Below are 20,616 nucleotides of genomic sequence, written 5' to 3'. Positions count from 1 at the left end.
TGGTTAACCGACGCTGAGTGACATGGATATTACAAATAAAGCACGTATTCACTGGGCATGCCGCCGCGGCATGCGCGAACTGGATATCTCCATCATGCCGTTTTTTGAGTATGAGTTTGACTCACTGGACGACACCGACAAGCAGCTGTTTGTCCGGCTGCTGGAGAACGATGACCCGGACCTGTTTAACTGGCTGATGAACCACGGCGAGCCAGCCGATGCGGAGCTGAGAAGGATGGTGGCGCTGATTCAGGAGCGAAACCAACAACGTGGTCCTGTGGCAATGTAGCCTGCGGGTTTCCTGGTATGCCCGCTGTGCCTCGCTGATGCTGCATGGCACCGTCATCCTCGCGCTGCTGCTGGCAGCCTGGTCGGCCAGCTTTGGCTATACCCTGCTGTGGGCAGGCTTAACGGTGCTGGTGGTGCTGGAATGCCTGCGCAGTCAGCGGCGGATTGTCAGACGCGAGGGGGATCTCGCCCTGCTGCCGGGGCACATTGTGCGCTGGCGCCAGCAGCAGTGGCAGATGCCGATTCCGCCGTGGATCACCCGCCAGGCGATACTGCTGTCGTTGCGTAATCACGCAGGTCAGCGCGAGCGGCTGTGGCTGTTTGCCGACGCTATGGAAAGCGCCGAATGGCGCCTGCTGCGCCAGCAGCTGCTGATGAATAAGGAGCGCGCGGATGAGTAGTGCGACGATCTGGTTAGTTGAGGATGAAGCTGCCATCGCGGATACCCTGCTCTACATGCTGCAGCTTGAAGGCTTCACTACCCGCTGGTTTCCCCGCGGGCTGCCGGTGCTGGAGGCGGTTGCCCGCCAGCAGCCCGATCTGGTTATTCTTGATGTCGGGCTGCCGGACATTAACGGCTTTGAGCTGTGCCGCCAGCTACTGGCGCAGCTGCCTGAGCTGCCGGTGCTGTTTCTGACTGCGCGCAGTGAGGAGATCGACCGCCTGCTCGGCTTAGAGATCGGCGCGGACGACTACGTCGCTAAACCCTTTTCACCACGCGAAGTTTGCGCCCGGGTGCGAACCCTGCTGCGCCGCCTGCAAAAACAGCAGCGTGTGGCGCAGGCTGCGCAACTTCAGGTCGGGCGCTTTACCCTTAATGAGGCTGCTGCCAGCATTCAGTGGTGCCAGCAGCCGTTATCCTTAACGCGCTATGAATATCTGTTACTGCGAACCCTGCTGCTGTCACCCGGGCGCGTTTTTTCACGCCAGCAGTTGATGGATCTGGTGTGGAAAGAGGCCGAGGAGAGCCTTGACCGTACCGTTGATACCCATATCAAAACCCTGCGTGCCAAGCTGCGTGAAATCAACCCTGACAGCCAGGTGCTGATGACTCATCGCGGGCTGGGGTACAGCCTGGTGGCGGGCTGATGCGTATCGGAATGCGCCTGCTGCTCGGCTACTTCCTGATTGTCGCGGTAGCCGCCTGGTTTGTACTGAACATCTTCCTGCAGGAGATAAAACCCGGCGTGCGGCGCGCCATGGAAGGCACGCTGGTGGATACCGCCACGCTGCTGGCACAGTTTGCCCGTAGCGATATATTGAGCGGCAATCCGCAGCGTGGAGAGCTGGCGCAGGCATTTGCCCAGCTGGCTGATTATCCGGTCAACGCCAGCATTAGCGGTATTGCCAAGCGGCGTAATGAGTATCGCGTTTACCTCACTGACGATCGCGGCAAGGTTTTATTCGACTCGGCAGGGCGGGCGACGGGGGAGGATTACTCGCGCTGGAACGATGTCTGGCTGACGCTGCGCGGGCAGTACGGCGCGCGCAGTACCCGCAGTAATCCGGATGATGAAAGCAGTTCAGTGATGTACGTGGCTGCTCCGGTGCGTGACGGCGAGCGGCTAATCGGCGTGGTCAGCGTAGGCAAGGCCAACAGCACTATGCTGCCGGTGATCCGCCGCAGTGAGCACCGCATTCTGTGGGCGGGTGCGGCGCTGCTGGGGATAGCCTTGCTGATTGGGCTGGGATTTGTGCTGTGGATCAACCGCTCGGTTGGGCGATTAGTGCGCTATGCCGACTCGGTCACGCGCGGCGATGCGCTGCCGCTGCCCGCGATGAACAGCAGTGAACTGCGTAAGCTGGCGCAGGCGCTGGAGAGTATGCGCCTGAGGCTGGAGGGCAAACGCTATATTGAGCACTATGCTCACGCCCTGACGCACGAGTTGAAAAGCCCGCTGGCGGCAATACGCGGAGCGGCGGAAATTCTTCAGGAGTGCCCCCCGGTCGAAGTGGTACAACGCTTCTCTGCCAATATCCTGCAGCAAAATGCGCGCATGCAAAGGCTGATCGACAACCTGCTGCGCCAGGCGAAGCTTGAAAACCGCCCGGAGATTGCGCTGCAAACCCTGGAACTGCTGCCGCTGATGGCATCGCTCTGCGACAGTCGTGCGGTGCAGGCACAGGGTAAGCATCTGCACATTGACCATATTGCCGTTGCCGGGATCAGCGTGAATGCCGATCGGCTACTGCTGGAACAGGCGCTGGCTAATCTGTTGGATAACGCCCTGGATTTTACGCCGCAGCAGGGAGAGGTGACGCTGAGTGCCGAACTTCTTGATACGGAAATCGTCATCAAGGTCAGCGACAGCGGGAGCGGTATCCCTGATTACGCCCTGCCGTTTATCTTTGACCGTTTTTACTCCCTGGCGCGCAGCAATGGAGAGAAAAGCAGCGGATTGGGGCTGGCTTTCGTGCAGGAAGTGGCGCGTCTGCATCACGGCAAAATAACGCTGAGCAATCTGCCGCAGGGAGGGGTGGTTGCCTGTCTGACGCTAAAGAAATCCTTCACCACTTCACCGTCCCTTCACACAGCTTCATTCTCACCTCATTAACAGCGGTTAGCTTCTGCGTGACAAACTCAGGAGGAACCCATGATCAAATCCCCGCTATTCTGGAAAGTATTAACCCTTATTGGCTGCCTGCTGCTGCTGCTGGTACCGCTGCAAATGCTCAGCTCACTGATCGCCGAGCGTACCGCCTGGCGCGATGATGTGGCGCTCAAGCTCAGTCAGAGTACCAGCGGTCCGCAGCGCCTTTTTGGTCCACTGATTGCCGTACCCTGGAGCGAAATCACCCGCGAAATGCAGGACGGAAAAGAGGTGACCAAACAGGTCAGCCACCTGCGTTATTACCTGCCAGAGAGCCTGAAAGTGGCTGGGGAGCAGCGTGTGGAGCCGCGCAGCGTGGGCATTTATCAGGGGCAGGTATGGCGCACAGACCTTGCGCTGAGCGCCACCTTTGATGGCGGGCAGTTACGCGACCTGAACAGACCCGGCATTACGCTCGGTGAGCCTAAGCTGGTGATGGCATTGGGGGATTCGCGCGGCATCAGCGGCGTGTCAGCACTGCATATCGGCGAGCAGAGCTTCGATTTCCAGCCGGGAAGTGAACTGCCGGGCAGCAGCGAAGGGCTGCATGTCACCCTGCCTGACCGTGTGCTGCAGGAGCAGAGTCTGGCGCTGAATTTTACCCTCAAGCTTCAGGGGACTCAGCAGCTGGAGGTGGTGCCGCTGGGGAAAAACAGTACTTTCGATTTACAAAGCAACTGGCCGCACCCGGGCTTTACCGGCAGCTTCCTGCCCGAAAAGCACACCATTACAGCGCAGGGCTACAGTGCCCGCTGGCAGAGCAGCTGGTTTGCCAACAACCTGAACTCGCTGGTGCGTGACGACCGCACCGTCAGCAGCGATAAACTGCCTGCTTTCAGCGCGATGGTGGTCAATCCGGTTGATCAGTATCAGCAAACTGAGCGGGCGGTCAAATATGCCGTACTGCTGATTGGCCTGACTTTTATGGCGTTCTTTCTGTTCGAAACCCTCACCGCGCTGCGCGTTCACCCGATGCAGTATCTGCTGGTTGGATTGTCGCTGGTGATGTTCTTCCTGGTGCTGCTGGCGCTGTCTGAGCATATCGGTTTCAACCTGGCGTGGCTCAGTGCCAGCCTGACCTGCGCGGCGATCAACGGCTTCTACCTGCAGGCGGTGCTGAAAGGATGGCGCCGAAGCCTGATGTTTGTCACCGGGCTGCTGGTGCTGGATGCGGTGCTGTGGCAGCTGCTGCAGTCAGAGGATAGTGCGCTGCTACTGGGAACCGGGGTATTGATGGCGGCACTGGCAGCAATTATGGCTCTGACGCGCCATATCGACTGGTATCGCCTGTCCGCAACGCAGGTCATTAACGGGCTGAGCGAAAAAGAGGGCCAGCCGCGACAGTAATTCGTGCAGAGTGCCGTTACCGGATGCAGGGGGCGACCTTTCTACCCGTCGCCCCTTTTCTGATTACAGCAGCTCCGCCATCTCGGTCAGGATCTGCTCACACCACTGCGCAATGCGCTCATCGGTCTGCTCAAACTGGGTGATATCATCCAGCGCCAGCCCGACAAATTTCTGACCATCCGCGGTGAGCGGTTTGGTACTGGTAAATTCGTAGCCTGCCAGCGGCCAGTAGCCGACAAACTTGACGCCGGACGGGGCCAGTACTTCATGCAGCATGCCCAGCGCATCGAGGAACCATTCGCTGTACTCCCCCTGATCGCCCATGCCGTACAGCGCCACCACTTTGCCCTGCAGATTCAGCGTTGGCAGATCGGTCCAGATCGCTTCCCAGTCCTCCTGCAGCTCGCCAAAATCCCAGGTGGGAATGCCGAGGATCAGCAGATCGTACTGCTCCATCAGCGCCGGGGAGTCATCTTTCAGGTTGTGCAGCGTGACGAGATCTTCGCCGATAAAGTCGCGGATTTTCTCAGCGGCCATTTCGGTATAACAGGTGCTGGAGCCGTAAAACAGACCAATATTCATGGTAGTGGAACTCATTTTTACTAAAGTCTGGTGGCGATTATATCAGAAACGGCCATGAATAAGGCATAATGGACGCGGTTCACTCAGCATGAGTATGACGTATCATGCTGATATTTAGCTATAAAACTACTTCTGGCAGCGCACTGACAGCCACGCCGTGTCAATAAAAGAGAGGATAAGGTGCAGGATAACGATCTGATTGAGCAATTTCTTGATGCCCTGTGGATCGAGCGCAATCTGGCGCAGAATACCGTTGCCTCTTATCGTCTCGACCTGCGTTCGCTGTGCGGCTGGCTGGAGCATCAACAGCTGTCATTACTGAGCGTGGATGCCGTCAGCCTGCAGGGGTTTCTCGCCGAGCGGCTGGAAGGCGGTTACAAAGCCTCCAGCTCTGCCCGTCTGTTGAGTGCCATGCGCCGCCTGTTCCAGTACCTCTACCGCGAGAAGCTGCGCGAGGACGACCCCAGCGCGCTGCTCTCCTCGCCCAAACTGCCGCAGCGCCTGCCTAAGGATCTGTCGGAAGCACAGGTCGAACGCCTGCTGCAGTCACCCTGCCTTGATCAGCCGATTGAGCTGCGCGATAAAGCGATGCTGGAACTGCTGTACGCCACCGGGCTGCGCGTCACCGAACTGGTGGGTTTAACGCTCAGCGATGTCAGCCTGCGCCAGGGCGTGGTGCGGGTGATCGGTAAAGGCAACAAGGAGCGGCTGGTACCGATGGGCGAGGAAGCGGTGCACTGGATCGAGCAGTTTATCGAGTACGGGCGCCCGTGGCTGCTTAACGGCCAGACGCTGGACGTGCTGTTTCCCAGTAACCGCGCGCAACAAATGACCCGACAAACCTTCTGGCATCGCATCAAACATTACGCCACACTGGCGGGTATCGACAGCGAAAAACTGTCACCGCACGTGCTGAGGCATGCGTTTGCCACGCATCTTCTTAACCACGGCGCTGATTTACGCGTGGTGCAGATGCTGTTAGGCCACAGCGATTTATCCACTACCCAGATTTATACGCACGTGGCGACCGAGCGCCTGCGCCAGCTGCATCAGCAGCATCACCCGCGTGCCTGATTTCAGAGTACATAAGGACATCAAATGAAGAAGCATTACCTGTTACTTTCTCTCCTCATCGCTTCGGTCAGCGGGCTGGCCCACGCCGATGATGCCGCCATTAAACAGTCGCTGACCAAACTGGGCTTACAGCAGACCGAGATCCAGCCTTCGCCGCTGCCGGGCATTAAAACCGTGCTGAGTGAGAGCGGTGTGCTGTACGTCACCGAAGACGGCAAACACTTCCTGCAGGGGCCGCTGTACGACGTCAGCGGCGGCCAGCCGGTCAACGTGACCAATCAGCTGCTGCAGAAAAAAGTCGATGCGTTAAGCAGCGAGATGATCGTGTACAAAGCCGCAAAAGAGCAGCATGTGATCACGGTATTTACCGATATCACCTGTGGCTACTGCCGCAAGCTGCACGAGCAGATGGCTGACTACAACGCGCTGGGCATTACCGTGCGCTACCTGGCCTTCCCGCGTGAAGGGATGAATGGTCAGGTAGCCAAAGAGATGAAGTCCGTCTGGTGCAGCGCCGACCCGCGCAAAGCATTCAGCGCCGCGATGAAGGGCGACACGGTCGCACCGGCCGATTGTAAAATCGATATTGGTCAGCAGTACAAACTGGGCGTGCTGTTCGGCATTCAGGGCACCCCTGCCATGCTGCTGGAAAATGGCACCATGATCCCCGGCTATCAGGGGCCGCAGGATCTGAAGAAATTCCTCGACAGCCAGAAAAACGGCGGCTGATTTTCGTGAACAGTAAAACTGAACTCCGTCGCCGCGAGGCGACGGATGCTGCTGCACTTCCTGCTGAACTGCACCCGCTGTTACGTCGTCTCTACGCTCAACGCGGTGTCACCGCGGCTGCCGAGCTGGAGCGCGGTGCGAAAAACCTGCATCCCTTCCAGTCGCTGAGCGGTATTCAGCGGGCGGTTGAGATCCTGCAGCGCGCGCTGGCGGATAACCTGTGCATCATGATCGTCGGCGATTTCGACGCCGACGGTGCCACCAGCACCGCATTGACGGTGCTGGCACTGCGCAGCATGGGCGGCAGCAACATTAAATATCTGGTGCCGAACCGGTTTGATGATGGCTATGGCCTCAGTCCCGAAGTGGTTGAGCAGGCCGCGGCACGCGGCGCGCAGCTGATTGTCACGGTCGATAACGGCATCTCCTCCCACGCGGGTGTGGCGCTGGCGCACGAGAAAGGGATCCCGGTGGTCGTGACCGATCACCACCTGCCGGGCGACTCGCTGCCTGAAGCCGACGCAATTGTTAACCCCAACCTGAGCGACTGCCAGTTCCCTTCACGGGCGCTGGCGGGCGTGGGCGTGGCGTTCTACCTGATGCTGGCCCTGCGATCGCAGCTGCGCGACAGCGGCGTGACCACTCTGCCAAACCTGGCGGAACTGCTGGATCTGGTGGCGCTGGGCACGGTCGCCGACGTGGTACCGCTGGATGCTAATAACCGCATCCTGGTGTGGCAGGGGCTGAGCCGTATTCGCGCCGGGAAATGCCGCCCGGGTATCCGCGCGCTGCTGGAGATCGCCAATCGCGATGCCCGTCAGCTGGCCGCCAGCGACTTAGGCTTCGCGCTCGGGCCGCGGTTAAATGCTGCGGGCCGTCTCGACGATATGTCGGTTGGCGTGGCGCTGCTGCTGAGTGACGATCTCGGTCAGGCACGTATGCTGGCCAGCGAGCTGGATGCGTTAAACCAGACGCGTAAAGAGATCGAGCAGGGGATGCAGTCGGAAGCGCTGGCGCTGTGCGATCGTCTCGAAAGCAGCGATGACGCGCTGCCGCTCGGTATCGCCATGTATCATCCCGAGTGGCATCAGGGCGTGGTCGGCATTCTGGCCTCGCGCCTGAAGGAGCGCTTCCACCGCCCGGTGATCGCCTTTGCTCCGGCGGGGGACGGTACGCTGAAAGGCTCAGGCCGCTCTATTGCCGGGCTGCATATGCGTGACGCACTGGAGCGGCTTGATACGCTAAACCCCGGGCTGATCATTAAGTTTGGCGGCCACGCGATGGCGGCGGGTTTGTCGCTGGAGGCGTCTAAGTTCGACGAGTTCCGCCAGCGCTTTGCTGAGCTGGTCGGCGAGTGGCTGGATGCCGAGTCCCTTCAGGGCGTGGTCTGGTCCGACGGTGAGCTGATGGCACAGGAGCTGACGTTACCCACGGCGGAGCTGCTGCGCGAAGCCGGTCCGTGGGGGCAGGCCTTCCCGGAGCCGACCTTCGACGGCAAGTTCAAGCTGTTACAGCAGCGGCTGGTGGGCGAGCGTCATCTGAAAGTGATGATTGAGCCGCTTGGCGGCGGCCCGCTGCTGGACGGTATTGCCTTTAATGTCGATACCACCCTGTGGCCGGACCCGAGCGTCAGGCAGGTTGAGCTGGCGTACAAGCTCGACGTCAATGAGTTTCGCGGTAACCGTACCGTGCAGCTGATTATCGACCATCTCTGGGCGCTGTAAGCAACAGCCTGTAGGGGCCGACCCTCTTTTTTGCGGTCGGCCCTTTGCACTATCCCGGGCGGCGGCTCAGCGCCAGCTTCGCGGCAAACAGCAGAAACACCCCGCCGGTGGTGCGGTCCAGCCATTTCACTACCTTCTCACGCTTCAGCACCCCGGAAAGACGGCGCGTGCTGAAAATCAGTAACGATGACCACAGTGTGCCGAGCAGCACGTGGATCATCACCAGGCCAAAAGTCCACAGCACCGGTGAATGTCCGCTCGGGATAAACTGCGGCAGGAAAGAGACGTAAAAAATACCCACTTTCGGGTTCAGCAAATTGCCGAAAAAGCCGCGCAAAAACCAGTTTTGCGTGCCTTTTGCCAGCCTGGCCTCGCCCATCTGGCTGCGTGGCTTCAGCAGCATCTGTGCGCCCAGCCAGGCGAGATAGGCGGCACCGCACCACTTCAGCAGGTTGTACGCCAGCTCGGACACCGCAATCAGCGCACCCAGGCCGAAAGCGACCGCCGCTGCCCACGCCAGACAGCCGGCATTGATCCCCAGCTGTGCCTGAATGGCCTTTCTGCTGCCCTCCACGGTGGAGGTGCGCAAAATCAGCGCGGTATCCAGCCCCGGCGTCAGGGTGAGCAGGGTGGCGGCGAAAGTAAATGCCAGCAGGGCATCAGTAACGGACATCTTCAGGTCTCCATTGTGGTCAAAAGAGCGGGTCAGGCATGCCCGACCCCTACCGCACAAAACGCACAAGGTGCGTTCTGTGCTACAAACCGGGCGCTATTTCAGTTAAACTGCGTGGTTACATTCTCGTCCATTTCGATCACCTAAAAAGATCTCAAAACATGTTTGAAATTAATCCGGTAAAGAACCGTATTCAGGATCTCACAGAGCGCAGCGCCGTTCTTAGGGGGTATCTTTGACTATGATGCCAAGAAAGAACGCCTGCAGGAAGTAAACGCTGAACTTGAGCAGCCTGATGTCTGGAATGAACCTGACCGCGCCCAGGCGCTGGGTAAAGAGCGCTCTGCATTAGAAGCCGTCGTTGAAACGCTGGATCTGATGGAGCAGGGGCTGGAAGATGTCACTGGCCTGCTTGAGCTGGCCGTAGAAGCCGAAGACGAAGAGACCTTCAATGAAGCAGTGGCTGAACTCGATATTCTGGAAAAGAAACTCGGTGAATTAGAGTTCCGCCGCATGTTCTCCGGCGAGTACGACAGCGCTGACTGCTACATGGATATTCAGGCCGGTTCCGGCGGCACCGAAGCACAGGACTGGGCCAGCATGCTGCTGCGGATGTATCTGCGCTGGGCGGAAGCCAAAGGCTATAAAACCGAAATTATTGAAGAGTCCGACGGTGAAGTGGCCGGAACCAAATCCGCCACCATTAAAATCATCGGCGACTACGCGTTCGGCTGGTTGCGTACTGAAACCGGCGTGCATCGCCTGGTACGTAAAAGCCCGTTCGACTCCGGCGGCCGCCGCCACACTTCGTTCAGTTCGGTGTTTGTCTATCCGGAAGTGGACGACAATATCGATATCGATATCAACCCGGCCGACCTGCGTATTGACGTTTATCGCGCTTCCGGTGCCGGTGGTCAGCACGTCAACAAAACCGAGTCGGCGGTGCGTATTACCCACTTACCGACCAACATTGTGGTGCAGTGCCAGAACGACCGTTCTCAGCATAAGAACAAAGATCAGGCCTTCAAACAGCTGCGTGCCAAGCTGTATGAATATGAAATGCAGAAGAAAAATGCGGACAAACAGGCGGCGGAAGACAACAAGTCTGACATCGGCTGGGGCAGCCAGATCCGCTCTTACGTGCTGGATGACTCCCGCATCAAGGATCTGCGTACCAACGTAGAAACGCGCAATACTCAGGCGGTTCTGGACGGCGATCTGGATCGTTTTATCGAAGCAAGTTTGAAAGCAGGGTTATAAGGAACTCACATGTCTGAACAACAACCGCAGGCCGCTGATGCCGCACTTGAGCTTAATAACGAACTGAAATCACGTCGCGAAAAGCTGGCCGCACTGCGTGAAACTGGCGTGGCGTTCCCGAACGACTTCCGCCGTGACAGCACCTCTGACGTTCTGGCCGCTAAATACGCCGATAAAGAGAATGAAGAGCTGGAGCTGATCGGCGAAGAGTTCAGCGTTGCCGGTCGTATGATGACCCGCCGTATTATGGGTAAAGCCTCTTTCGTCACCTTGCAGGACGTGGGCGGGATTATCCAGCTCTATGTTTCCCGCGACGATCTGCCAGAAGGCAAATACAACGAGCAGTTCAAGAAATGGGACCTTGGGGATATTCTCGGCGCGCGCGGCAAGTTGTTTAAGACCAAAACCGGCGAGCTGACCCTGCACTGTAGCGAACTGCGCCTGCTGACTAAAGCCCTGCGTCCGCTGCCGGACAAGTTCCACGGCCTGGCCGATCAGGAGACCCGCTACCGCCAGCGTTACCTGGATCTGATCTCAAACGACGACTCGCGTAAGACCTTCAAAATCCGCTCACAGATCATGGCCGGTATCCGTAACTTCATGGTTGGCCGTGAGTTTATGGAAGTGGAAACCCCGATGATGCAGGTGATCCCTGGCGGTGCTTCTGCACGTCCGTTTATTACCCATCACAACGCGCTGGACATCGATATGTACCTGCGTATTGCGCCAGAGCTATACCTGAAGCGCCTGGTGGTCGGTGGCTTCGATCGCGTGTTCGAAATTAACCGCAACTTCCGTAACGAAGGTATCTCGCCGCGCCATAACCCTGAGTTCACCATGATGGAACTCTATATGGCGTATGCGGATTACAAAGATCTGATCGAGCTGACTGAAAGCCTGTTCCGCACGCTGGCGCAGGACGTGCTGGGCACCACCGTGGTGCCTTACGGTGACCAGCAGTTTGACTTCGGCAAGCCGTTCGACAAGCTGACGATGAAAGAAGCGATTCTGAAGTATCGCCCGGAAACCAACCTGGCCGATCTCGACGATTTCGATAAGTCCGTGGCTATCGCCCAGTCTATCGGCATCAAAGTTGAGAAGAGCTGGGGTCTGGGCCGCGTGGTCACTGAGATCTTCGAAGAGACCGCAGAAGCGCACCTGATCCAGCCAACCTTCATTACAGAATACCCGGCAGAAGTGTCGCCGCTGGCGCGCCGTAACGATCACAACCCGGAAATCACCGACCGCTTCGAGTTCTTTATCGGCGGCCGCGAGATCGGCAACGGCTTCTCGGAGCTGAACGATGCGGAAGATCAGGCCGATCGTTTCCTGCAGCAGGTTAATGCCAAAGATGCCGGCGATGACGAAGCGATGTTCTACGACGAAGACTACGTTACCGCCCTGGAGCACGGCCTGCCGCCAACCGCCGGCCTCGGCATCGGTATCGACCGTATGGTGATGCTGTTCACCAACAGCCACACCATCCGCGATGTGATCCTGTTCCCGGCACTGCGCCCGACCAACAAGTAAGTCCTGTTTTTCTGATAAACGGTCCGCAATGCGGGCCGTTTTTTTTTGCTTCCATCAGCAAAATAGCCAATAGTGACTGTTCAAAAATATCCCGGCACGGAGAGCAGCCATGACCCGACCTGATTTTATCCGCCACTGGCAGGAGCTGGAGGGGGAGGATAATGAACACTACCCGGACAGCGACGAGCTGATGTCCATTGGCGCCCCGCTCGGGCGCCTGCTTGGCTTGACGCGTCTGGGGATCCACCACGAGCGCCTGCTGCCGGGACGCCGCATGTCCTATCCACATGCCGAAAGTGCCGAAGAGGAGTTCGCTTTCGTGCTGGAGGGCGAGCCGGACGTATGGATTAACGGCGAGCTGCACCGCCTGCAGCCCGGAGATGCAGTGGCGTTTCCGGCTGGCACCGCCATCTGCCACACCTTTATCAATAACAGCGATCGCGAAGCGCGCTTTATCGTAGTCGGTGAAGCCAATAAACCCGAGAACCGCATCTGGTATCCGAAAAATCCGGTCTACCTCGCCACGCGTGAGGATCGGTGGGAGAACCCCCCCGCGCAGGAATTTGGCCCCCATGACGGGCTGCCGGATGCCCTAAAGAAGGACCAACAATGAAGACGCTGGGACTGATTGGCGGCATGAGCTGGGAATCCACCGTGCCCTATTACCGTATGATCAATGAAGGGATCAAGGCGCGTCTCGGCGGCCTGCATTCGGCAAAGATAGTGTTATACAGCGTTGATTTTCATGATATTGAGGCCTGCCAGGCCAGCGGTGAGTGGGATAAAGCCGGGCGGATGCTGTGGCCGATGCCGCCCCCTGCAATTACGATTTCACCGCGTCATTCAGCCACTCTTTAAAGCGGGCGAAGGGGATATACAGCGATACGTTCTTATACAGCGTTTTGCCGCTTTTTATATCGTTGATGCGCTTGCTGTAGCCAACGATCACGCCGCCAATCGAATCATCCGAGGCATTGTACACCGCCCCACCGGACATCCCCTGCACTACGCCCGCATCGGAAGCCACCACCACGCAGCTCACCTTGTTCCAGGAATTTTTCAGCCCGGTATTGATCAGATTGGTGCCGCTGGATGCTACCGGCATTGCCGAGATAAAGCTGTAGCCGTAGAGGTTCACCTTGTCGCCGATCAAGCCGTTACGGAAGTGCGGCGGCTGCAGGTTGCTGTTTTTATGGTACACCACCGCGAGATCGCACTCAGGGTGATACGACTTCACCTTGTACAGCGAATATTTTGCTACGTGCGCGGCGGTCAGGCTGTAATCCGGCGTCAGCGGAATGGTGGTGCCGAGCGTGCCCAGCCCTAATACCGTGGGGATACCGGTCACCGTCATATCGACGCGCTCTTCAGCCTCGCTGCTGTACTGATACTTCCCTACAGAACACCCCGTCAGGCACAGGGCTAGCAGGCAAAGTGCAATGCGCATCGACTCTCCTCAGCGGTAGGTAGGATCCTGACAGTTAGCGCCAAATCCTGATATTTGACTTATCGGCGGTGCCTGGCAGAACTTTAATGTATCGCCGCGGCGGTAAGGTCTGACTCATTGCGCCCGAAATGCAAGCAGCCTGAATATCCAGATTCAAAACTAAGAAAAAGCCCAGTTTAAAATGATTAGAAAAAATGATGTTTCGGTGAGCTACTGGCAAGTATAGCGAAGAAAAAAGACAAAATGAGTGTGGGATCACATTTTATTGATTCTGATTTTAACGCAAATCGCCAATTGTTGCTTCTGCGGCAACAGACCCTTGCCGACGCCGGACTGTAAGCCTTTCATCAGCTGTGTTTTAATTAGTTAATGTGATCTGGATCAAATTTATTCCTCTGATGGTTCATATCGGGGCAGCTGGATTATATTTCTTCACCTGTTCGCTGTTGCTCTCAGCATCCTGAGAGCCGAATTTCTATTATCCTGGGAGTGTTTCATATGCCTGTTTCATTACTGGCGCTGGCGCTGAGTGCCTTTGCCATCGGCACCACCGAATTCGTCATTATGGGGCTGCTGCCGGAGGTGGCGAATGACCTGCGTGTTTCCATCCCCTCGGCGGGCTGGTTGATCAGTGGCTATGCGCTCGGCGTAGCGATTGGCGCACCGATTATGGCGCTGCTGACCGCGAAGCTGCCGCGTAAACGCACGCTGATCCTGCTGATGGCGATCTTTATCGTCGGCAACATTCTCTGTGCGCTGGCCTACACCTACAACCTGCTGATGCTGGCGCGTATTGTCACCGCGCTCTGTCACGGTGCGTTCTTCGGAATTGGTGCCGTGGTTGCTGCCAGCCTGGTGGCGCCGGGCAAGCAGGCATCCGCCGTGGCCCTGATGTTTACCGGCTTAACGCTGGCGAACGTGCTGGGCGTACCGTTGGGAACCTGGTTTGGCCAGATGTTCGGCTGGCGCGCCACCTTCTGGGGCGTGGCGATTATCGGCGTACTGGCGTTTATCGGCCTGATCGTCAGCCTGCCAACCAACCGCGACGAAAAGCCGGTGCATCTGGCTGCCGAAGTGAGCGCGCTGAACAACGGTAAGCTGTGGCTGTCGCTGCTGATGACGGTGTTCTTTGCCGCCGCGATGTTTGCGCTGTTCAGCTACATTGCCCCGCTGCTGCTGCAGGTAACGGGCATCACCGACCGCGGCGTCAGCTGGACGCTGTTCCTGATCGGCGCTGGCCTGACGGTGGGCAATATCCTCGGCGGCAAGCTGGCCGACTGGAAAGTGTCGTTCAGCCTGATCCTCAGCTTCTCGCTGATTGCGGTGTTTTCACTGCTGTTTAGCTGGACCAGCCACTCGCTGTGGTTAGCGGAGATCACCCTGTTCCTGTGGGCGATGGCCACCTTCGCTATGGTTCCGGCGCTGCAAATCAACGTGGTGCGCCACGGGAAAGATGCGCCCAATCTGGTCTCGACGCTAAATATCTCGGCGTTTAACGTCGGCAATGCGCTCGGGGCCTGGGTTGGCGGTGCAGTGATTGGCGGCGGCTACGGCCTGACGGCGGTGCCGGTATCGGCCGCCGTGCTGGCGCTCATCGGCCTGCTGGTCTGTCTGTACACCTTCCGTGGTTCACGCGGTCGTCCGCAGGTGGCGAACGCTTAACTCAGCCGCTGCGCCAGCCGCTCGCTGAACAGGCCGATGTGCTGGTGCAGATGCTGACTGAAGGCGTCGACCAGCGCAGAAGCAGGGCGATGGCGCGGCCTGATCAGACTGACGGTGAACGGCACGGCAATGCTGAAGCGCCGGATCGTCACTCCGCTGTCGGCGTAGTCAAGCGCCGTCAGCGGGTTGACTATCGATACGCCAATCCCCGCTTTCACCATCGAACACACTGATGCCGCGCTGTGCGTCTCCATCACCATGCGCCGCTGCACGCCATGCTCAGCAAAAATCCCATCCACAATCTGCCGATAGCTGTCGGTGCGCGACAGGCTGATATAGTTCTGACCGTTGAAATCCGCCGGAGTTAATACGGCGCGCTGCGCCAGCGGATGATCGGCAGGCAGCACGCAGACTTCATCAGCGGTAAACAGCGCGCTGCGCTCGGTGCCTGCCGGGGTATGGGTGGTTTCGGTCAGGCCCAGATCGTAGCGCTGCGCCGACAGCCACTCCTCCAGCAGCGGCGACTCCTGCGGAATAATATTCAGGCTCAGATCCGGGTAGCGCTGCATAAACGGCTGGCACAGCAGCGGCAGCAGCGACTGCGAAAATACCGGCAGGCAGGCCAGCGACAGCTCGCCCTGACGGAACTGGCGCAGCCCTTCCGCTGCGCTGATGATGCGATCCAGCCCGTACCACGAGCGCTGCACCTCCTCGAAGAGATGGAGCCCCTGCGCTGTGGGTTGCAGACGGCCGCGCACCCGCTCAAACAGCTGCAGGCCGGTCAGCTTCTCAAAGCGCGCCAGCTCGCGGCTGACGGTGGGCTGGGAGGTGTGCAGCAGCGCCGCGGCTTCCGTCAGGTTGCCGGTGGTGATCACCGCGTGAAAAATTTCAATATGACGTAACGAAACCCCGGCCATGATCTGATCCTCTGACTCTCACAACCTATATCATGGATGAATAGGGTTCGTTAAAACAGATATTTTTCTCCCGCCCCCTGCTGTGGCGTAATAGCGGCATAACCTTATGGAGAACTGCTTATGCCACGCCTGCTTACCGACACCACCACCGCCCTGAATCAGGACAACCTGCTGCCGCTGGCGCTGCAATACGGCGGCCCGCTCTGGGCGTACGATGCGGCGATCATCCACGATCGTATCAGCCAGCTACAGCAGTTCGACGTGGTGCGCTTTGCGCAGAAGGCCTGCTCCAATATTCATATCCTGCGCCTGATGCGTGCGGCGGGTGTGAAGGTGGATTCCGTCTCGCTGGGTGAGATTGAGCGTGCGCTGGCGGCGGGCTATGTGGCGGGCGGCGATGAGATTGTGTTTACCGCCGACCTGCTGGATGAGCCAACGCTGGCGCGCGTGGCCGAGCTGAAAGTGCCGGTGAATGCGGGATCGGTGGATATGCTGCACCAGCTGGGCCAGGTCTCTGCCGGGCATCCGGTGTGGCTGCGCGTCAACCCGGGCTTTGGTCACGGTCACAGTCAGAAAACCAACACCGGCGGTGAAAACAGCAAGCACGGTATCTGGCACGAGGATATGGCGCTGGCGCTGGAAGCGATTCAGCGCTACCAGCTGAAGCTGGTCGGCCTCCACATGCATATCGGTTCCGGCGTCGACTACGGCCACCTCGAGCAGGTGTGCGATGCGATGGTTAACCTGGTCGTGAGCTTTGGTCAGGATCTTGAAGCGATCTCTGCCGGGGGCGGCCTGTCGATCCCGTACCGCTTTGGCGAAGAGACCATTGATACTCATCACTATTACGGCCTGTGGGACGCAGCGCGCCAGCGCGTGGCGCAGCACCTCGGCCACCCGGTGAAGCTGGAGATTGAACCGGGGCGTTTCCTGGTGGCGGAGTCCGGCGTATTGCTGAGCCAGGTGCGCGCGGTGAAGAGTATGGGCAGCCGTCACTTTGTGCTGGTGGACGCCGGCTTCAATGACCTGATGCGTCCTTCCATGTACGGCAGCTATCACCACATTTCCGCGATGGCCGGTGATGGCCGCCAGCTGGATGAATCCACGACGCTTGCGAGCGTAGTGGCGGGGCCGCTGTGCGAATCCGGGGATGTCTTCACCCAGCTGGAAGGCGGCAAGGTCGAGACCCGTGCGCTGCCTGCAGTGAAAGTCGGCGACTGGCTGGTGTTCCACGATACCGGTGCCTACGGCGCTTCGATGTCTTCCAACTACAACAGCCGCCCGCTGATCCCGGAGGTGCTGTTCGAAAACGGCGAACCGCGCCAGATCCGCCGCGCGCAGACCGTCGCCGAACTGCTGGCGCTGGAGCTGTAACCCGGCCTGAGGGCTGACCGAAAAAGAGGGTCAGCCCCTACGCCAGAATGGATCCGTAGGGGGCGACCCTTTTTTCCGGTCGCCCCGTGCCGATGGTTTGCACCCTCCGGGATGAAGACTTTTTTTCCGGTCGGCCCGTTTGAGTTCTCATCCCGCGAACATCTCTCTCCTCAGCAGCACAATCTCCTCGGCCAGATCGCGGCACAGCATCGCATTCATCAAGTGATCCTGCGCGTGCACCAGGATCAGCGTCACCGGCACTTTGCCGCAGCCCTCATCGGCACCGATCAGCTGCGTCTGGATTTTATGCGCGGCGCGTGAAGCCTCAGAGGAGGCCGCCAGCGCCTCATCTGCCGCCTGCCAGTCGCGCTTGCGCGCCTGCTGGATGGCGCTCATGGCGTGGGATCGCGCTTCACCCGCATTAATCAGCAGCTCCATCATCGTCTGTTCAAAATCCATGATTGTCTCCATTGGTATACCAAAATTGGTTGATTCATCTTATTGGAATACCAGTGATCACTTCTGAGAGATTTATCACAGTAAATAATCACCGATTGTTTATTTTTGGTATGCCACTGCCGCGTGAGCTGCAGAAATATTCATGCCGGGATGCCTGACCCCTTACCTCGAGGATTCACCCATGTCTCTACAGGAACGGCTAATCGACTCTCTGGGGAGTTTTGCCACCAAGTTCAACAGCTATCGCTATATCATGGCGATCAAGGCGTCGTTTATTACGCTGATGCCGGTCATTATCGTCGGTGCATTTTCGGTGCTGATTTCCAATATGGTGCTGGACGGCAAAAATGGCCTCGCCAGTTTTCAGGCGCTGTCGTTCCTTGCCGAGCTGAAACCGATCACCTCCAGCATCAACTACGCCACGCTGAGCTTCCTCAATATCGGCGCGGTGTTTCTGATCGGCATTGAGCTGGGAAAAATCAACGGCATTAAAACGCTGTTTCCTGGCCTGCTGGCGATCATCTGCTTTATTGCCGTCACCCCCACCACGCTGAGCATGATGGTCAATGGCCAGATGCAGGTGGTAACCGACGTGCTGGCTAAGCAGTTCTCCGACACCAAAAGCCTGTTCCTCGGCATGTTTATTGCCATCCTCTCGGTGGAGATCTACTGCCGCCTGGAGCATGTCGATCGCCTGAAAATCAAAATGCCGGACACCGTGCCGCCCAACGTTGCCGCCTCCTTCTCGGCGCTGATCCCGGCGATTATCACCGTCTCCGCCATCGCCACCTTTGGCTTTATTTTCCACCGCTTCACCGGCATGTATCTGTATGACGCCGTGTACAAAGTGGTGCAGGAGCCGCTGGAATCGGTGGTGCAGAGCCTGTGGGGCATTCTGCTGCTGATGTTTGTTGCCCAGCTGTTCTGGGTGATTGGCATCCACGGTAACCAGATGGTGAAGCCGATCCGCGAACCGCTGCTGCTGGGGGCGATTCTGGTCAATATGAACGCCTTTGAGCAGGGTAAAGAGGCGCCGAATATCATCACCATGCCGTTCTGGGATGTGTACATGAGCATCGGCGGCTCCGGGCTGACCATCGGCCTGCTGAGCGCGGTGATGCTGGCGACCAAACGCAAAGAGATGCGTGAAATCGCCAAGCTCTCTTTTGGCCCCGGCCTGTTCAATATCAATGAACCGGTGATCTTCGGCATGCCAATCATGCTGAACCCGATCCTCGCTATCCCGTTCATCATCACTCCGCTGATTACCGGTTCCATTGGCTACTTTGCGACGCTGACCGGGTTTGCTGGCAAAGCGGTGGTCATGGTGCCGTGGACCACGCCGCCCATCATTAACGCCTGGCTCTCCACCGCCGGGTCGATGGGGGCAGTGGTAACGCAGATTGTCTGCATCCTGGTGTCGATCCTCATCTATATCCCATTTGTCAAAGTTGCCGCCCGCCGCGCAGAGGCTGCGGAAGCGCAGGCGCTGCAGCCTGAACTGGCGAAAAATTAAGGAGCGAAAATGAGTAAGGTAACTATCACCATTCCGGCGGATTTTATTCTCGGTGCTGCCGCCTCCGCGTGGCAAACCGAAGGCTGGAGCGGCAAGAAAGCCGGCCAGGATTCCTATCTCGATGCCTGGTATCAGCAGGACCGCCACGTCTGGCACGACGGCTACGGCCCGGCGGTCGCCACCGATTTCATCAACCGCTATAAAGAGGACGTGGCGCTGATGAAAGCGGCGGGGCTGACGCACTACCGCACCTCAATCAACTGGTCGCGCTTTCTTACCGACTATGAGAATGCGGTGGTGGATGAAGAGTACGCGGCGTATTACGACAGCCTGATTGACGAGCTGCTGGCAAACGGCATCCAGCCGATGCTCTGCCTGGAGCATTACGAACTGCCCGCCACGCTGCTGGAGCAGTACGGCGGCTGGGCATCGAAACACGTGGTCGAGCTGTTTATGCGCTACGCAGAGCAGGTGTTCGCCCGCTACGCACACAAAGTGACGCGCTGGTTTGCCTTTAATGAGCCGGTGGTGGTGCAGACGCGGGTCTATCTCGATGCGCTGCGCTGGCCGTATCAGCAGAGCACCGACACCTGGATGCAGTGGAACCACCACAAAAATCTCGCCACGGCGAAAGTGGTGCAGCTGTTCCGCGCCAAAGGCTATCAGGGCACCGTCGGCACTATCCTCAACCCGGAAGTGACCTATCCACGCTCGGCTGCCGCGCACGATGTGCAGGCGGCACAGATCTACGATCTGTTCTATAACCGCGTATTCCTCGACCCGGCAATCAAAGGCGAGTACCCGGATGAACTGCTGGCGCTGCTGGAAAAACATGGCGTGAACTGGCAGGTCGACGCGCAGGAGCTGGCCATTATCCGCGCCAACCGCGTCGATGAAGTGGGCATCAACCTCTATTATCCACACCGCGTGAAAGCTCCGTCGCGCGCCTGGCACCCGGAGACCCCGTTCCATCCGGCTTACTATTTTGAGCACTTTGAACTGCCGGGGCGGCGAATGAATAAGTCGCGCGGCTGGGAGATCCAACCGCACATCGTCTGGGATATGGCGCAGCGCATGAAGAGTGAGTATGACAATTTCCCGTGGTTTATTGCCGAAAACGGGATGGGAATTGAGAACGAAGCGCAGTTCAAAAACGCCAGCGGAGAGATTCAGGATAACTACCGCATTGAATTTATCGGCGAGCATCTTTATCAGGCGCTGCTGGCGCGTGAGGCGGGCATCAACTGCCAGGGCTATATGCTTTGGGCCTTCACCGACAACGTGTCGCCGATGAACGCGTTTAAAAATCGCTACGGACTGATCGAGATCGACCTGCAAAACCAGCGCCAGCGCCGGATGAAAAAATCCGCCCGCTGGTATCGCCAGATAAGTGACAGCCGCCAGCTCAGCATTGAGCTGGATGATGAAGCCAAATAAGGAGTT

At 58.3% G+C, this 20,616-nt stretch carries 20 protein-coding genes and 1 pseudogene; 16 read left to right on the top strand and 5 right to left on the bottom strand.

Going from position 1 to position 20,616, the window contains the following annotated elements; translation table 11 throughout:
* The first annotated feature begins 22 nt into the window (after positions 1 to 22).
* Genes sdhE through creD form a run of 5 tightly spaced genes read left to right on the top strand, consistent with a single transcriptional unit; the run spans position 23 to position 4,226 of the window.
* Positions 23 to 289 carry an FAD assembly factor SdhE gene (gene sdhE, locus ACLI4M_RS05275; protein ID WP_099753482.1) on the top strand — a complete coding sequence of 89 codons (267 nt, stop codon included), beginning with the start codon at positions 23 to 25 and terminating at the stop codon, positions 287 to 289.
* Positions 270 to 689 carry a protein YgfX gene (locus tag ACLI4M_RS05270; protein ID WP_133622829.1) on the top strand — a complete coding sequence of 140 codons (420 nt, stop codon included), beginning with the start codon at positions 270 to 272 and terminating at the stop codon, positions 687 to 689. The genes sdhE and ACLI4M_RS05270 overlap by 20 nt, the downstream gene beginning before the upstream one ends.
* Positions 682 to 1,377 (top strand): two-component system response regulator CreB, encoded by a 696-nt coding sequence (gene creB, locus ACLI4M_RS05265; RefSeq protein ID WP_133622830.1) that lies wholly within the window; start codon positions 682 to 684, stop codon positions 1,375 to 1,377. Before ACLI4M_RS05270 ends, creB begins: the two co-directional genes overlap by 8 nt.
* Positions 1,377 to 2,843, top strand: coding sequence for a two-component system sensor histidine kinase CreC (creC, locus tag ACLI4M_RS05260; RefSeq protein ID WP_133622831.1), 1,467 nt, complete (start codon positions 1,377 to 1,379; stop codon positions 2,841 to 2,843). Before creB ends, creC begins: the two co-directional genes overlap by 1 nt.
* 39 nt (positions 2,844 to 2,882) lie before the next feature.
* Positions 2,883 to 4,226 (top strand): cell envelope integrity protein CreD, encoded by a 1,344-nt coding sequence (gene creD / locus ACLI4M_RS05255; RefSeq protein ID WP_133622832.1) that lies wholly within the window; start codon positions 2,883 to 2,885, stop codon positions 4,224 to 4,226.
* A 63-nt stretch (positions 4,227 to 4,289) separates the two neighbouring features.
* On the opposite strand, the gene fldB is transcribed toward creD, so the two are convergent.
* Entirely contained in the window at positions 4,290 to 4,808 is a 519-nt protein-coding gene (gene fldB / locus ACLI4M_RS05250) for a flavodoxin FldB (protein WP_048917211.1), read from the bottom strand.
* 180 nt (positions 4,809 to 4,988) lie between these two features.
* Between fldB and xerD the strand changes: the two genes are divergently transcribed.
* Genes xerD through recJ form a run of 3 tightly spaced genes read left to right on the top strand, consistent with a single transcriptional unit; the run spans position 4,989 to position 8,335 of the window.
* Positions 4,989 to 5,882, top strand: coding sequence for a site-specific tyrosine recombinase XerD (xerD, locus tag ACLI4M_RS05245; RefSeq protein ID WP_048917210.1), 894 nt, complete (start codon positions 4,989 to 4,991; stop codon positions 5,880 to 5,882).
* Between the two features lie 24 nt (positions 5,883 to 5,906).
* On the top strand, positions 5,907 to 6,611 hold the full coding sequence (gene dsbC / locus ACLI4M_RS05240; RefSeq protein WP_048917209.1) for a bifunctional protein-disulfide isomerase/oxidoreductase DsbC: 705 nt from the start codon (positions 5,907 to 5,909) through the stop codon (positions 6,609 to 6,611).
* A gap of 5 nt (positions 6,612 to 6,616) precedes the next feature.
* Positions 6,617 to 8,335, top strand: coding sequence for a single-stranded-DNA-specific exonuclease RecJ (gene recJ / locus ACLI4M_RS05235; RefSeq protein WP_133622833.1), 1,719 nt, complete (start codon positions 6,617 to 6,619; stop codon positions 8,333 to 8,335).
* A 49-nt stretch (positions 8,336 to 8,384) separates the two neighbouring features.
* Here recJ and ACLI4M_RS05230 read toward each other — a convergent pair whose 3' ends face one another.
* Positions 8,385 to 9,008 (bottom strand): LysE family translocator, encoded by a 624-nt coding sequence (locus ACLI4M_RS05230; protein WP_133622834.1) that lies wholly within the window; start codon positions 9,006 to 9,008, stop codon positions 8,385 to 8,387.
* 161 nt (positions 9,009 to 9,169) lie between these two features.
* Here ACLI4M_RS05230 and prfB point away from each other — a divergent pair.
* The 4 genes and pseudogenes from prfB to ACLI4M_RS05210 form a co-directional block, all read left to right on the top strand.
* A protein-coding gene (prfB, locus tag ACLI4M_RS05225) for a peptide chain release factor 2 (RefSeq protein WP_099753485.1) occupies positions 9,170 to 10,268 on the top strand; the annotation gives its coding sequence in 2 pieces (ribosomal slippage) (positions 9,170 to 9,244 and positions 9,246 to 10,268; 1,098 coding nt in all).
* 9 nt (positions 10,269 to 10,277) lie between these two features.
* Positions 10,278 to 11,798, top strand: a complete 1,521-nt coding sequence (gene lysS / locus ACLI4M_RS05220) for a lysine--tRNA ligase (RefSeq protein ID WP_133622835.1) — start codon at positions 10,278 to 10,280, stop codon at positions 11,796 to 11,798.
* 109 nt (positions 11,799 to 11,907) lie between these two features.
* Complete coding sequence (locus ACLI4M_RS05215; RefSeq protein WP_133622836.1) at positions 11,908 to 12,411, top strand: cupin domain-containing protein; 504 nt, start codon at positions 11,908 to 11,910, stop codon at positions 12,409 to 12,411.
* Positions 12,408 to 12,599 (top strand): annotated as a pseudogene (locus ACLI4M_RS05210) (aspartate/glutamate racemase); the annotation flags it as partial. The gene ACLI4M_RS05215 and the pseudogene ACLI4M_RS05210, both read left to right, overlap by 4 nt.
* A gap of 22 nt (positions 12,600 to 12,621) precedes the next feature.
* Here ACLI4M_RS05210 and ACLI4M_RS05205 read toward each other — a convergent pair.
* Complete coding sequence (locus ACLI4M_RS05205) at positions 12,622 to 13,245, bottom strand: trypsin-like peptidase domain-containing protein (RefSeq protein ID WP_133622837.1); 624 nt, start codon at positions 13,243 to 13,245, stop codon at positions 12,622 to 12,624.
* A 498-nt stretch (positions 13,246 to 13,743) separates the two neighbouring features.
* On the opposite strand from ACLI4M_RS05205, the gene ACLI4M_RS05200 reads away from it, so the two are divergent.
* The gene (locus tag ACLI4M_RS05200; protein WP_133622838.1) at positions 13,744 to 14,907 is read left to right on the top strand and encodes an MFS transporter; all 1,164 of its coding nucleotides are present in this window, start codon (positions 13,744 to 13,746) and stop codon (positions 14,905 to 14,907) included.
* Here ACLI4M_RS05200 and ACLI4M_RS05195 read toward each other — a convergent pair.
* On the bottom strand, positions 14,904 to 15,824 hold the full coding sequence (locus tag ACLI4M_RS05195) for a LysR family transcriptional regulator (RefSeq protein WP_133622839.1): 921 nt from the start codon (positions 15,822 to 15,824) through the stop codon (positions 14,904 to 14,906). The two genes, ACLI4M_RS05200 and ACLI4M_RS05195, sit on opposite strands and share 4 nt — an antisense overlap.
* Before the next feature lie 120 nt (positions 15,825 to 15,944).
* Here ACLI4M_RS05195 and lysA point away from each other — a divergent pair, with 120 nt between their 5' ends.
* A complete protein-coding gene (gene lysA, locus ACLI4M_RS05190) occupies positions 15,945 to 17,198 on the top strand; it encodes a diaminopimelate decarboxylase (protein ID WP_133622840.1) in 1,254 nt (417 codons plus the stop codon).
* A 147-nt stretch (positions 17,199 to 17,345) separates the two neighbouring features.
* Here lysA and ACLI4M_RS05185 read toward each other — a convergent pair whose 3' ends face one another.
* On the bottom strand, positions 17,346 to 17,657 hold the full coding sequence (locus tag ACLI4M_RS05185) for a PTS lactose/cellobiose transporter subunit IIA (RefSeq protein ID WP_133622841.1): 312 nt from the start codon (positions 17,655 to 17,657) through the stop codon (positions 17,346 to 17,348).
* Between the two features lie 181 nt (positions 17,658 to 17,838).
* On the opposite strand from ACLI4M_RS05185, the gene ACLI4M_RS05180 reads away from it, so the two are divergent.
* The gene (locus ACLI4M_RS05180) at positions 17,839 to 19,173 is read left to right on the top strand and encodes a PTS sugar transporter subunit IIC (RefSeq protein WP_048917194.1); all 1,335 of its coding nucleotides are present in this window, start codon (positions 17,839 to 17,841) and stop codon (positions 19,171 to 19,173) included.
* Positions 19,174 to 19,182: 9 nt separating this feature from the next.
* A complete protein-coding gene (locus ACLI4M_RS05175; protein WP_133622842.1) occupies positions 19,183 to 20,610 on the top strand; it encodes a glycoside hydrolase family 1 protein in 1,428 nt (475 codons plus the stop codon).
* Positions 20,611 to 20,616: the final 6 nt, after the last annotated feature.

This window comes from Erwinia sp. LJJL01 (genome assembly GCF_047300805.2).
Taxonomy (GTDB): Bacteria; Pseudomonadota; Gammaproteobacteria; order Enterobacterales; family Enterobacteriaceae; genus Erwinia; species Erwinia aphidicola.
This window is presented reverse-complemented; position numbering and strand designations above follow the sequence as displayed.

Coding starts and splice junctions, on each gene's coding strand:
- sdhE (WP_099753482.1), top strand. CDS start 23: ATGGATATTACAAATAAAGCACGTATTCACTGGGCATGCCGCCGCGGC.
- creB (WP_133622830.1), top strand. CDS start 682: ATGAGTAGTGCGACGATCTGGTTAGTTGAGGATGAAGCTGCCATCGCG.
- creC (WP_133622831.1), top strand. CDS start 1,377: ATGCGTATCGGAATGCGCCTGCTGCTCGGCTACTTCCTGATTGTCGCG.
- creD (WP_133622832.1), top strand. CDS start 2,883: ATGATCAAATCCCCGCTATTCTGGAAAGTATTAACCCTTATTGGCTGC.
- fldB (WP_048917211.1), bottom strand. CDS start 4,808: ATGAATATTGGTCTGTTTTACGGCTCCAGCACCTGTTATACCGAAATG.
- dsbC (WP_048917209.1), top strand. CDS start 5,907: ATGAAGAAGCATTACCTGTTACTTTCTCTCCTCATCGCTTCGGTCAGC.
- ACLI4M_RS05230 (WP_133622834.1), bottom strand. CDS start 9,008: ATGTCCGTTACTGATGCCCTGCTGGCATTTACTTTCGCCGCCACCCTG.
- lysS (WP_133622835.1), top strand. CDS start 10,278: ATGTCTGAACAACAACCGCAGGCCGCTGATGCCGCACTTGAGCTTAAT.
- ACLI4M_RS05215 (WP_133622836.1), top strand. CDS start 11,908: ATGACCCGACCTGATTTTATCCGCCACTGGCAGGAGCTGGAGGGGGAG.
- ACLI4M_RS05205 (WP_133622837.1), bottom strand. CDS start 13,245: ATGCGCATTGCACTTTGCCTGCTAGCCCTGTGCCTGACGGGGTGTTCT.
- ACLI4M_RS05200 (WP_133622838.1), top strand. CDS start 13,744: ATGCCTGTTTCATTACTGGCGCTGGCGCTGAGTGCCTTTGCCATCGGC.
- ACLI4M_RS05195 (WP_133622839.1), bottom strand. CDS start 15,824: ATGGCCGGGGTTTCGTTACGTCATATTGAAATTTTTCACGCGGTGATC.
- lysA (WP_133622840.1), top strand. CDS start 15,945: ATGCCACGCCTGCTTACCGACACCACCACCGCCCTGAATCAGGACAAC.
- ACLI4M_RS05185 (WP_133622841.1), bottom strand. CDS start 17,657: ATGGATTTTGAACAGACGATGATGGAGCTGCTGATTAATGCGGGTGAA.
- ACLI4M_RS05180 (WP_048917194.1), top strand. CDS start 17,839: ATGTCTCTACAGGAACGGCTAATCGACTCTCTGGGGAGTTTTGCCACC.
- ACLI4M_RS05175 (WP_133622842.1), top strand. CDS start 19,183: ATGAGTAAGGTAACTATCACCATTCCGGCGGATTTTATTCTCGGTGCT.